The organism is Streptomyces sp. NRRL B-24085, assembly GCF_001282115.1.
Taxonomy (GTDB): Bacteria; Actinomycetota; Actinomycetes; order Streptomycetales; family Streptomycetaceae; genus Streptomyces.
The window spans coordinates 1-10,491 of sequence record NZ_LJBR01000202.1 but is presented as its reverse complement, the minus strand read 5'-3'; the positions used below and the strand labels follow the sequence as shown (position 1 = coordinate 10,491).

The window sequence follows — 10,491 nt, the reverse complement described above, 5'->3', positions numbered from 1 at the left end:
TCCCCGCCCCTGTCACCCCCCGGCACCGCCGCAGCAACCTCACCCGGTGTCGTCTCCCTCACTCGGCCCGACGCGGCGACCTGCGTGTGGCCCGGGCCCGTGCCGCGGGGCCGGCGGAGCAGGACGACGGCCACCGCTGCGGCCAGCAGGGTGAGGGACCCCGCGACCGTCAGGCAGAGCCGCAGTCCGTCCAGGAAGGCGTCGGCCAGGGCGCCCATGGCCCGGCCGGTGTCCGCACCGAGGTCGAGCCCGGCGACCGCGCCCAGTCCTCCCTGGTCGGCCGCTGTGACGATCCGGTCCCGTGCCGCCCCGTGCAGCCCGGCGTCGGCGAGGCGGCCGGGGAAGCTGTCCAGCGCCCGGGTGGTCAGCAGGGCGCCCAGGACCGCCGGGCCGAGCGCCCCGCCGAGCTGGCGGAAGGCGTTGTTGCCCGCCGCTGCCATCCCGGCCAGGTGGTGCGGCACGGAGGCCACCGCCGTCGCGGTCATCGGGGTCATGACGGCCCCGAGTCCCAGCCCCAGCGGCGCGAGCCGCCAGGCCAGGCCGGCGAAGGAGGTGTCCGCGTCGACACCGACCAGCGCGAACAGCGAGGCGGAGACGACCACCAGACCGCCCGTGATCAGCACGCGCGCGGAGACCCGGTGCATGAGGCGCCCGACGGGCCCGCCGACCAGGATGGCGCAGGCGGTCACCACCAGCATCCGCCAGCCCGCCTGGAGGGTGTCGAGCTGCTGCACCATCCCGAAGTAGAGGCTGAGCAGGAAGAAGAAGCCGATCAGGCCGAGGAAGGTGATCATCGCGACGAGCGTGGTCGCCGTGAAGGCCGGGCTGCGGAACATCGCGAGGTCGAGCATCGGGCTGTCGCTGCGCCGCTCGGCGAGCACGAAGGCGGTGCCGCCGGCCACGGCCACCGCCAGGGCTACCAGCACCTCGGGAGCGGTGAAGGAGTCCGCTCCGCCCTCGATGACGCCGTACACCAGGGCGGTGACCGCCACCGTGGCGGTGATCTGCCCCGGCCAGTCCAGCCGCCGCTCGTAGGGCGCGCGCGAATCGGTCAGCAGCCGGGCCGCAAAGACGGTCGCGAGCAGTGAGACGGGGATCGACAGGAGGTAGATCCAACGCCAGGCGAAGTGGTCGAGGATCACCCCGGCGACCAGTGGTCCGACGGCCAGGGCCGCCATGAGCGAGGTGGCCCACAGGCCGATGAACCTGCCGCGCTCCCGGTGATCGGGCACCGCGTGGCTGATCAGTGCGAGCGTGGTGGGCAGCAGCGTGGCCGCTCCGAGTCCGGCGAGGGCCTGGCCGATCCACAGCGCCTGCACCGACTGCGCGGTGAGCGCGACGGCGGCCCCGGCCGCGGAGGACAGCAGCCCGGCCTGGAACACCTTCTTGCGCCCGTGGACGTCGCCGACGACACCGGCGGTCAGGATGAACGCGGCCATGGGCAGGACGAACGCGTCCTGGACCCACGACAGTTGCGCGGTCGTCGCGCCCAGCGCCGACTGGATGGCGGGCAGGCTCACGGCGACCGTGGTGACCGGCAGGTAGGCGACGAAGACGCCGAGGCAGGCCATGACGAGCGTGGCCGCCCGCCGGTCGGCCGGCCCGCTCGCCGGGGTCGTGACATTCACGGGGATCTCTCCTCTACGGCGACGCGCGCCGCGGTCGTTCGGGATTTCTCGAGCGCCCCAGCATCGGCGAAGGCGAACCCGATCCCCAACGTCACACCCAGAAGTGGACACATACATCCACCGGTGCGCCATTCACTGGCACACTTCTCCCATGTTCGACGAGATCGACAGAAAAATCCTCCGCGCCCTCCAGTACCGCCCCCGCGCCTCCTTCCGCCTCATCGGCGAGGTGGCCGGGGTGTCGGAGCAGACCGCCGCCCGGCGCTACCAGGCTCTGCGCCGCGAGGGGGTGATGCGGGTGGTGGGTCTGGTCAACCCGGAGGTGCACGGCCTGGCCCGCTGGATCACCCGCATCCGCTGCCGCCCGGACCGTGTCACCCCGCTCGCGGACGCCCTCACCCGCCGGCCCGACATCTCCTACGTCGGTCTCGCCTCCGGCGGCTCGGAGATCGTCTGCCTGATCCACGCACCGGTCGACGCCCCCCGCGACGACGTCCTGCTCCGCCAGCTCCCCAAGGCGGCCTCCGTGCTGGACGTCAGCATCGACCTGCTGCTCCACCCGTTCGGCACGGTGGGCACCTCCGAGTGGTCCGGATACGGGGGCCGTCTCAGCGCCGACCAGGTGGCCCGGCTCACCGCGGACCCGCCGCCGACGCCCACCGGCCCGGTGCAGCCGCCCACCGCCGAGGACACCCCGCTGCTCGACGCCCTCGCCGAGGACGGCCGTACCACCCACACCCGGCTCGCCGAACTCACCGGCTGGTCCAAGGCGCGCGTCGCCCGGCGGCTCGACGCCCTGGAGTCCTCGGGGGCCCTCGCCTACGACGTCGACCTGCTCCCCGAGCGGCTGGGCCACCGCCTCAACGCCACCCTGTGGTTGCGGATGGCCCCGGCCCATGTCCACCGTGTCGGCGAGGAGTTGGCCGGGCACGACGAGGTGGCCTTCGCCGGTGCCATGAGCGGTGACCACAACATCATGGCGGTCGCCAACTGCCGTGACGCCGAGGACTTCTACCGCTACCTCACGACCCGTGTGGCGGCCGTCCCCGGGATCGACGCCTACAGCGTCAGCGTCCGCGTCCGCCGCCTCAAGCAGGCCGCGTCCCTCATCGCCGGCGGCCGTCTGATTCCCCCGGCCCCGGCGTGAAGGCGACCCAGGAGTCGGCACACGGTCGCGCCGGCAGGCCCCCCGTCCCGAGGGGCACACCCTCGCCGCCCCGGACCGGCACGTGCAGCGCCCGCATGCGGTTCGGCGGCGCCCGCCTCTGACCAGTCCCCGTTCAACCTCTCGACGACCGCCCCAACTGCTGCTCCCTTCCCAGACGTTGACCCACCCCCGCCACGACAGCAGAATGAGCGCGCCGCTTTGAGAGCGCTCTCAAAACCAAGCCGGCCCGACTTCCCGAGGAGACCCATGACCGGCAGCTCCCGTCCGCCCCTCAGCCGCCGCACCCTCATCGGGACCGGCCTCGGAGTCGCGGTCCTCGCCGCGACCGGCACCGGCACCGCCCACGCGGGGACCCAGGGCACCTCCGCGACCTCCGCGCCCCGCCGCGCACGGGCCTTCCTGGCCGCCGCCATGGACGCCTACCCCGACCACGGGCCGATCCGGCTCACCCAGAGCTACACGGACCAGGCGGGGCTGTTCAGCACGGCGTTCACCTACGACAACGCGCTCGCGATCCTGGCCCACCTCGCCTCCCCGGGCGGCCGGTCGCGGGCCGTGGCCCTCGGCGACGCGCTGCTGTACGCCCAGGCCCACGACCCGGTGTACGACGACGGACGGCTGCGGCAGGCCTACAACGTCGGGCCGTACACCTTCTACGACGGCTCCCCGCAGCCGGACGGGTTCGTCAGGGCGGACGGCACGGTCAACGTGGGCACGCAGTTCGGCTTCACGGGCACCGCCGTGGGCGACATGGCGTGGGCCGGCATCGCGCTCGCCGCACTCGCGGCGCGTACCGGTGAGCGGCGCTTCCTCACCGGCGCGGTGCGGATCGGTGAGTGGATCGAGCGGGTGGGACGGACCGACGAGCCGCTGGGCGGCTACAAGTTCGGGGTGGACGGGGCCGGCAACAGACTGCCGTTCACCTCGACCGAGCACAACACCGACCTGGTCGCTCTGTTCGGGCGGCTCGCCCGGCTGACCGGGGACAGGGTGTGGCGGGAGCGCCGTGCGCGGGCCAGGGCGTTCGTCGTGAAGATGTGGGAGCCGTCGGGGGGCTTCTTCTACACCGGCACCAACGACGGCGTGACGATCAACAGGTCCCCCGTCCCTGAGGACACCCAGACCTGGACCCACCTCGCCCTCGGCTCCCCGGCCCACTCCCGTTCCCTCGACTGGGCCGCGGCCGAGCTGGCCGTCCTGGACACGGCCGACCGCCCGAACAGCACGGTCCCCGCCGGTCAGTCCTACGAGGGCGTCACCTTCAGCTCGGCGAGCCTGCTGGCGAACGAGGGCGCCCCCATCGCCGACGGCCAGCCCCGGCCGGACCGCAACGGCGTCTGGTTCGAGGGCACCGCCCACCTCGCGCTCGCGCTCCGCCACCGTGGACACCCCGGCGACGAGAAGCGCGCCCGCCGCCTGCTCGGCTCGGCCGAACGCGCCCAGGACCACCTCGGCGGCGCCCAGACCGTCGGCGGCAGGGCCCTCCCGGCCCGCTCCGGGGTCGTCTCGGCGAGCAGCCCGCTCGACACCGGTTTCGGGTTCGGCTACTACCCCTACCGCCACACCGGCGCCACCGCCTGGTACCTCCTGGCCACGGCCCGCGCCAATCCCTTGGGGGGCTGACGGGACGTCGGGCGGCGGCCTGGGCGCACGGCGGCGGCCGCCAGGTCGTCCGTTGTCCGGCCGCCGGACTCGACACGGGCCCGGGCTCCTGCTGCTCGCGACGAGGGTCCGGGCGCGCCCGGGCGGCTCCGTTCACGTGACCTTCACCGGCACAGGGCCGATACTGCCGACAGCGGTGCCGCCGCTCCCGTTCGCCTCGGAGCGGCAAGATCGCCTACTGGTCACACTCGTTGTGAACTGTTAGAACGCAGACCACGAGCCCAACCGTTGTCGCACCCGGAGGTACCCATGAAGATGCTGATCAACGTTCCGGAAACCGTGGTCGCGGACGCCCTGCGCGGGATGGCCGCCGCCCATCCGGAGTTGACCGTCGACGTCGAGAACCGGGTGATCGTACGTCGGGACGCCCCCGTTGCCGGGAAGGTCGCCCTGATCTCCGGCGGTGGCTCCGGGCACGAGCCGCTGCACGGCGGGTTCGTCGGGCCCGGCATGCTCTCCGCGGCCTGTCCTGGCGAGGTGTTCACCTCCCCGGTGCCCGATCAGATGGTGCGGGCGGCGGCCGCCGTGGACAGCGGGGCGGGCGTGCTGTTCATCGTGAAGAACTACACGGGTGACGTGCTCAACTTCGACATGGCGGCCGAACTCGCCGAGGACGAGGGCATCCAGGTCGCGAAGATCTTGGTCAACGATGACGTGGCGGTGACCGACAGCCTCTACACGGCCGGCCGGCGGGGCACCGGCGCCACGCTGTTCGTGGAGAAGATCGCGGGGGCCGCCGCCGAGGAGGGGCAGCCGCTGGAGCGGGTGGAGGCGATCGCCCGGCAGGTCAACGAGAGCTCCCGCAGTTTCGGTGTCGCGCTGAGCGCGTGCAGCACCCCCGCCAAGGGCAGTCCGACCTTCGATCTGCCGCCCGGCGAGCTGGAACTGGGCGTCGGCATCCACGGCGAGCCCGGCCGGGAGCGGCGGGCGATGATGACCGCACGGGAGATCGCCGACTTCTCGGTGCACGCGATCCTGGACGACATGAGCCCGCGCAATCCGGTGCTCGTCCTGGTCAACGGCATGGGCGCCACCCCGCTCCTGGAGCTGTACGGCTTCAACGCCGAGGTGCAGCGGGTGCTCGCCGAGCGCGGGGTCGCCGTCGCCCGCACCCTGGTCGGCAACTACGTCACCTCGCTCGACATGGCCGGTGCCTCGCTCACCCTGTGCCAGGTGGACGAGGAGCTGCTGCGCCTGTGGGACGCGCCGGTGCGGACGCCGGGGCTGCGCTGGGGCGTGTGAGCAGGTGACCAACGTACCGACCACGCAAGGAGATCCAGTGCTCGACGCCGACTTCTTCCGCCGTTGGATGACGGCGACCGCCGCCTCCGTCGACCGTGAGGCGGAACGGCTCACCGCCCTCGACTCCCCCATCGGGGACGCCGACCACGGCAGCAACCTCCAGCGCGGGTTCACCGCGGTGGCCACGGCCCTGGAGAAGGAGGCCCCGGGCAGCCCGGGCGCGGTCCTCCTCCTCGCGGGCCGCACCTTGATCTCGACGGTGGGCGGCGCTTCGGGGCCCTTGTACGGGACCCTGCTGCGGCGGACCGGCAAGGCGCTCGGGGACGCCGGTGAGGTCAGTGCCGAACAGCTCACCGAGGCGCTGCGGACGGGGGTGGAGGCCGTCATGACGCTGGGCGGGGCCGCCCCGGGCGACAAGACCATGATCGACACCCTGGTGCCGGCCGTCGACGCGCTCGGCACGGGCTTCGCCGCGGCCCGCTCCGCCGCCGAGGAAGGGGCTCTGGCCACCACGCCGTTGCAGGCCCGCAAGGGCAGGGCTAGCTACCTCGGCGAGCGCAGCGTCGGGCACCAGGACCCGGGCGCGACCTCGGCCGCCCTGCTGATCGCCGCGCTCGCGGAGGCCGCCGGTGAGTGACGCGGGACTGGTCGGGATCGTGCTGGTGTCGCACAGCGCGGAGGTCGCCGCGTCCGTGGCGGAACTGGCGAAGGGGCTCGCGGGCGGTGGCACGGAGGTGCCCGTGGCTGCGGCCGGCGGCACCGAGGGCGGCGGCCTCGGTACGAGTGCGGAGCTGATCGCCGGCGCTGCCGCCGCCGTGGACCGGGGTGCCGGGGTCGCCGTCCTGACGGACCTCGGCAGCGCGGTGCTCACCGTCAAGGCGCTGCTGGCGGAGGGCGACGAACTCCCGGAGGGCACACGGCTGGTGGACGCCCCGTTCGTCGAGGGAGCGGTGGCCGCGGTCGTCACGGCGGCGACCGGGGCCGACCTCGCGGCGGTGGAGTCGGCGGCCGCGGAGGCGTACGGCTACCGGAAGGTGTGACCCCGTCCGCGAGACGGACGGCCGGCCCTCCGGTGCCGTCGGCCGGTTCCGGCGGGTTCACTTCCCCTGCGCGAACAGTGCCGCCAGCCGCTCTCCCGTGGCGACGGCGGAGGCATGGTCCTCGATCGGTTTCACCTGCGTGTTCCTGAAGACGATGTAGGTGACGCCGGATGGCGTGCCGCCCCCGCGCGGATCGGGACGGATCCCGAGGGCCTCGGCGGTGGCGTAGGACGCCTCGCCGATGATGTGGCCCGGCCCCACGTCCCCGACGACGGCGTACTGCACCCGGTCCCGGTACACGACGGCCGCGACCGAGCCGCCGCGCACCCCGTGCGCGCGGTGGTCCCAGATCTGGCTCGGGGCCGGCACCACGATGTAGGGCAGGCTTTCGGCGCTCAGGTAGCGGCCGTCGGACTGCTGGAAGGCGGTGGCGTCGGAGAACAGCGGGTCGGTGCGGCGGTTGCAGCGGCTGCCGGGCCGGCCGTCGCAGTCGATGTCCATGTCGGCCTTCCAGAAGACGGCCTCCCGGGTGCCGCAGACCGGGATGGTCGCGGCCGTGCCGTCGTCGCTGCGGTAGCGGCCGCGTGAGACGGGAGCGCACTCGCGCACCCTGGCCAGGAGGTCGGCGGCCGCGACCTTCCCCTCGCGCCGCACCACCGGTTCGCCCCGGGCGCTGGTGGGCTGCACGGCGGGGGACGTCGTCGGGGCGAGCAGAGCGGCACTTGCCGCGGCCAGCGTCAGCGACTGGGCACGCACGATAAGACCCTCTCCTCGGGGGCATGACGGGCACTCAGCGCCCAATCTGATGCCGCTTCAGCCGGGCGGCCACCGCAGGAGGTCCGGACGGGGCAGGGGCCAGGGGCCGGAGCCCTCGACGAACCCCGGCCTCCCGGCCACCCGTACGGCGCGGGAACAGCGACGACAGCGGCCCGCGCCACCGGCGCGAACTCCGTTTCCCTCGTGGAGAGTTCGGCCGTGAAGGTGTTCAGCATACGTAATCCCGCCGAATGCGCCCCACACGCTCTGCCCTCTTGCTGCGGGCGGGCGACCGGCGTCATATTGGTCCGGACCATTGCCGTGCCTGGTGTCCGGGAGGGCAGAGACGTGCGAGGTGTGCCCGTACCGCTGTCCCTCTGCGCCGGGCTGGTCCTCGTCGCCTCGTGCGGCTGGGCCGGACCGGACGGCACCGGGAGCGGCGGCCTCCCCGCCGCCCCGGTGGGAGTCACCGCCGCCGCGGGGAGTGCGACCACTGTGCACGTGATGTGGAACGCCGTCGGCACGGGGATCGAGCGTTACGAGGTGTATCTCGGCCCCACGAAGATCGAGGACGTGCCGGGTTCGCAGCACATGGTGGATGTCAGCAGGCTGAAGCCCGCCGGCTCGTACGTCTTCACCGTGCGGGCCCGGGACACGGAGGGGCGCCTCGGCCCGCCCAGCCGGGAGGTGCGGGCGACGACCCCGGCGGCCGCGGCGGCCGACCGCTCCGCCCCGACCCGCCCCGGCGGACTGCGCGGACGGACGGTGGGCAGCCGGGCCGTCCAGTTGAACTGGGCCGCCGCCACGGACGACCGGGACGTGGCGTCGTACGACATCTACCAGGCCGGCACGAAGATCCACAGTGTCGGCGGCGAGCAGACGGCGGCCGTGGTCACCGGGCTGCGACCGGGCACCCGCTACGCCTTCACCGTCCGGGCCCGGGACGCGGCCGACAACGTCTCGCCGGCCGGGAACACCGTCCGCCTGACGACACCGGGCGGCGACGACGGCCGGGCCACGGCACCGACGCGGTTCCGCGCGGCCGCTCGGCGGGCGGCCGACGGCGCGTACTACCTCGACCTGTCCTGGACGCCGCCCCGGACGGACGGCGTCGTCACGGAGTACCAGGTCCACCTCGACGGCCGGGCGGCCACCTCGCTGGTGTTCGGCGGGACGCCTCCGCGCGGCAGGGCGACGTACAGCTTCTACCTGGGGCGCGAGGCCGGCGAGAGGCACCGGGTGCGGATCCGGGCGCGGCTGCCCGACGGCACCTGGGGCGGACTGTCGGCGGAGCGGGCGGTGACGACGGGCGCCGCCGCTCCCCCGTAACGGCTGCGCCGGACGGAGCAGTCCGTCACCTGTCCGGCGCAGCCCCGGGTGCGGGCCGGGTCCGGGGCACATTGGCTGTCCCCGAGGCAGCACGGGCTTCCCCCACCTCGGCGGCGCCACGGATGTACCGCCAACCGTGCCGCCGGAGGGCAGTCCATGCGCACTGAACAGCTACTTCTCCGCTCCGGCCTGACCGTCGCGGCCGTCGCCGCGCTGCCGCTCGTCCTGACCGCCGGGCCGGCCGCCGCGGCGTCGGGGATCTCCGTGAGCACCTCCGGATCCACGGTCTCCGTCACGACCACGGCATGCTCCCGCACCGCCACCACCGGCGGCTGGGGCACGGCCTCGCTCCTGACCAGCAGTCAGGCGAACTTCAGCCAGGGCCGTCAGGTGGCCCTGTCCGGGACCACCTCGCTCCAGTCCGCGGCCTGGTCGAACGTGAGCCCCGGCACGTACACCGTCATCGTGATGTGCGCGTACAACAACAGCACGGCGGGCACCCAGTCGATCATCGTGTCGGGGTCCGCCACGCCCACCATCTCGGCGACGGCCACGGCTTCCCCGTCCCGCGGTGTGATGGGCGGTCTGGGCGGCGGCACCGAGGACTACGGCACCCTGACGCTGGTGGCCGGCGGCGGCCTGGTGGCGGTCGGCGCGGTGGCCGCCGGGTGGTTCCTGCGCCGCCGCTCGCGACCGTACCGCCTCTGACGCTACGACGCCTGTTCACCGGGCAGTTCGGCCAAGGCGTCCAGCGCCTCGGTGAGCCACTGCGTCCAGAAGGTCTCCAGCTCGATGCCCGCGCGCAGGACCAGGTGTTGCAGCCTGGCCTGCGCGCTGTCGTCGCCGGGCGGGAAGTCGCGCTGCTCGATCTCCTCGTACTCCGCCAACTGCCGCCGGTGCAGGTTGAGATGGCGGCGCAGGTCGGCTTCGAGGCCGTCCGTGCCGACGACGGCCGCCGCGCGCAGCCGCAGCAGCAGGGCGTCCCGGTGCGGCTTGGGGTCCTGCGCCGCGGCCGTCCAGCGCTCGAGTTCGGCGCGGCCCGCGGGCAGGACCTCGTAGCTCTTCTTCTGCCCCCGGGTCGGCCGGTCCTCCGGAATGGCCCGGATGTGGCCCTCGGCTTCCAGTTTCCCCAGCTCGCGATAGATCTGCTGGTGCGAGGCCGACCAGAAGTAGCCGATCGACTTGTCGAACCGGCGGGTCAGGTCCAGCCCCGCCGACGGCCTTTCGAGCAGAGCGGTGAGGATCGCGTGCGGGAGTGACATGGAGTCATCCTAGGGACGGCCCTCAGAGGGCGGCCGCGACCTCGGTGCCCTGCTTGATCGCCCGCTTGGCGTCCAGTTCGGCGGCCACGTCGGCACCGCCGATCAGGTGCGCGCTGCGACCGGCGGCGACGAGCTCCTCGTACAGGTCCCGGCGCGGTTCCTGCCCGGTGCACAGCACGATGGTGTCGACCTCCAGGACCGTGCTCTCCTCGCCGACGGTGACGTGCAGGCCGGCGTCGTCGATCCGGTCGTAGCGCACCCCCGGGACCATGGTGACGCCCCGGTGCTTCAGCTCGGTGCGGTGGATCCAGCCGGTGGTCTTGCCGAGCCCGGCGCCGACCTTGCTGGTCTTGCGCTGGAGGAGGTGCACGGTACGGGGCGGGGCGTGTCTCGTAGACACATCT

The 10,491-nt window shown here is 73.5% G+C and carries 11 protein-coding genes; 7 read left to right on the top strand and 4 right to left on the bottom strand.

Annotated features, from left to right (window positions below):
- Positions 1-1,628 (bottom strand): MFS transporter (locus AOJ26_RS22030; RefSeq protein WP_234358644.1); only part of this gene is annotated, 1,628 nt, incomplete at its 3' end.
- A 151-nt stretch (positions 1,629-1,779) separates the two neighbouring features.
- Here AOJ26_RS22030 and AOJ26_RS22025 point away from each other — a divergent pair.
- The 5 genes from AOJ26_RS22025 (at position 1,780) to AOJ26_RS22005 (ending at position 6,740) form a co-directional block, all read left to right on the top strand.
- Entirely contained in the window at positions 1,780-2,775 is a 996-nt protein-coding gene (locus tag AOJ26_RS22025; protein WP_053850052.1) for an Lrp/AsnC family transcriptional regulator, read from the top strand.
- Positions 2,776-3,042: 267 nt separating this feature from the next.
- Positions 3,043-4,419 carry a hypothetical protein gene (locus tag AOJ26_RS22020; protein ID WP_053850051.1) on the top strand — a complete coding sequence of 459 codons (1,377 nt, stop codon included), beginning with the start codon at positions 3,043-3,045 and terminating at the stop codon, positions 4,417-4,419.
- A 288-nt stretch (positions 4,420-4,707) separates the two neighbouring features.
- A complete protein-coding gene (gene dhaK, locus AOJ26_RS22015; RefSeq protein ID WP_053850050.1) occupies positions 4,708-5,700 on the top strand; it encodes a dihydroxyacetone kinase subunit DhaK in 993 nt (330 codons plus the stop codon).
- A gap of 37 nt (positions 5,701-5,737) precedes the next feature.
- Positions 5,738-6,337 carry a dihydroxyacetone kinase subunit DhaL gene (gene dhaL, locus AOJ26_RS22010; protein WP_053850049.1) on the top strand — a complete coding sequence of 200 codons (600 nt, stop codon included), beginning with the start codon at positions 5,738-5,740 and terminating at the stop codon, positions 6,335-6,337.
- On the top strand, positions 6,330-6,740 hold the full coding sequence (locus AOJ26_RS22005) for a PTS-dependent dihydroxyacetone kinase phosphotransferase subunit DhaM (protein ID WP_053850048.1): 411 nt from the start codon (positions 6,330-6,332) through the stop codon (positions 6,738-6,740). Before dhaL ends, AOJ26_RS22005 begins: the two co-directional genes overlap by 8 nt.
- 57 nt (positions 6,741-6,797) lie before the next feature.
- On the opposite strand, the gene AOJ26_RS22000 is transcribed toward AOJ26_RS22005, so the two are convergent.
- A complete protein-coding gene (locus tag AOJ26_RS22000) occupies positions 6,798-7,496 on the bottom strand; it encodes a glycoside hydrolase family 75 protein (RefSeq protein WP_053850047.1) in 699 nt (232 codons plus the stop codon).
- A 348-nt stretch (positions 7,497-7,844) separates the two neighbouring features.
- On the opposite strand from AOJ26_RS22000, the gene AOJ26_RS21995 reads away from it, so the two are divergent.
- Positions 7,845-8,825 (top strand): fibronectin type III domain-containing protein, encoded by a 981-nt coding sequence (locus AOJ26_RS21995; RefSeq protein WP_053850046.1) that lies wholly within the window; start codon positions 7,845-7,847, stop codon positions 8,823-8,825.
- Positions 8,826-8,981: 156 nt separating this feature from the next.
- On the top strand, positions 8,982-9,533 hold the full coding sequence (locus AOJ26_RS21990; RefSeq protein ID WP_053850045.1) for a hypothetical protein: 552 nt from the start codon (positions 8,982-8,984) through the stop codon (positions 9,531-9,533).
- 2 nt (positions 9,534-9,535) lie between these two features.
- On the opposite strand, the gene AOJ26_RS21985 is transcribed toward AOJ26_RS21990, so the two are convergent.
- Both AOJ26_RS21985 and AOJ26_RS21980 read right to left on the bottom strand, forming a co-directional pair.
- Complete coding sequence (locus AOJ26_RS21985) at positions 9,536-10,087, bottom strand: PadR family transcriptional regulator (protein WP_053850044.1); 552 nt, start codon at positions 10,085-10,087, stop codon at positions 9,536-9,538.
- Positions 10,088-10,109: 22 nt separating this feature from the next.
- A partial coding sequence (locus tag AOJ26_RS21980) for an FAD-dependent oxidoreductase (RefSeq protein WP_159044359.1) occupies positions 10,110-10,491 on the bottom strand: 382 nt, incomplete at its 5' end.

What these genes read in the sequence shown, in the direction of transcription:
- AOJ26_RS22025 (WP_053850052.1), top strand. Translation starts at nt 1,780, where the DNA reads ATGTTCGACGAGATCGACAGAAAAATCCTCCGCGCCCTCCAGTACCGC.
- AOJ26_RS22020 (WP_053850051.1), top strand. Translation starts at nt 3,043, where the DNA reads ATGACCGGCAGCTCCCGTCCGCCCCTCAGCCGCCGCACCCTCATCGGG.
- dhaK (WP_053850050.1), top strand. Translation starts at nt 4,708, where the DNA reads ATGAAGATGCTGATCAACGTTCCGGAAACCGTGGTCGCGGACGCCCTG.
- AOJ26_RS21990 (WP_053850045.1), top strand. Translation starts at nt 8,982, where the DNA reads ATGCGCACTGAACAGCTACTTCTCCGCTCCGGCCTGACCGTCGCGGCC.
- AOJ26_RS21985 (WP_053850044.1), bottom strand. Translation starts at nt 10,087, where the DNA reads ATGTCACTCCCGCACGCGATCCTCACCGCTCTGCTCGAAAGGCCGTCG.